The 617-nt window shown below is 69.7% G+C and carries 1 protein-coding gene; it reads left to right on the top strand.

All coding sequences use genetic code 11. The annotated features are described in order from the left end of the window. On the top strand, positions 1-617 hold a 617-nt coding region (locus ACEPPI_RS40610; RefSeq protein WP_373920253.1), incomplete at both ends, for a transposase domain-containing protein.

Here is a 617-nt window from a genome sequence, read left to right as displayed (position 1 = left end):
CCGTTGCGCTGTCAGTCTGTCACTGTTTCCCGTTCCCTCACTGTCGCTGGGGGTGTCTTCGCGCCGGGCCATCTGGGTGAGTTGACGCGGTACCTGCCGTTCGAGCTAGTCGATGACGTGCTGGAGCAGACCAAGACCGTTCAGCGTCGGCTGCGGGCTCTGCCCTCGCGGGTGGGGGTGTATTTCGTTCTCGCGCTGGCCCTGTTCCCGCGATGCGGTTATGCCCGGGTGTGGGCCCGCCTGGTTGCACCGCTGGCGGGCCTGCCGGTGCCACAGCCGTCGGAGAAGGCCCTTCGTGATCTACGCCGTCGCCTGGGACCGGCACCGCTCAAGGCCCTGTTCGAAGTGGTCGCCGGTCCGCTGGCCCAGCCTCGGACCCCGGGCGCCTGCCACCACGGACGCCGCCTGGTCGCCCTTGACGGCCTGAACTCGCTGTGTGTCCCCGATACCGGCCGCAACCGGGCATGGCTGGGAAAAATCAAGTACCGGATGGGCTGGGCCGGCTACCCCACGCTGCGGATCGTTGCCCTGGTGGCCACCGGCACCCGCGGCCTGATCGGCGCGACGGTCGGCTCGGCCGAGGACGGCGACGAGGTCACCTTCGCCCGCGGCCTGCT

Origin of the sequence: Streptomyces sp. AB3(2024) (assembly GCF_041862025.1) — a bacterium.
Taxonomy (GTDB): domain Bacteria; phylum Actinomycetota; class Actinomycetes; order Streptomycetales; family Streptomycetaceae; genus Streptomyces.
The sequence above is the reverse complement of the archived record's forward strand: the minus strand, read 5'-3'. Positions and strand labels throughout refer to the sequence as shown.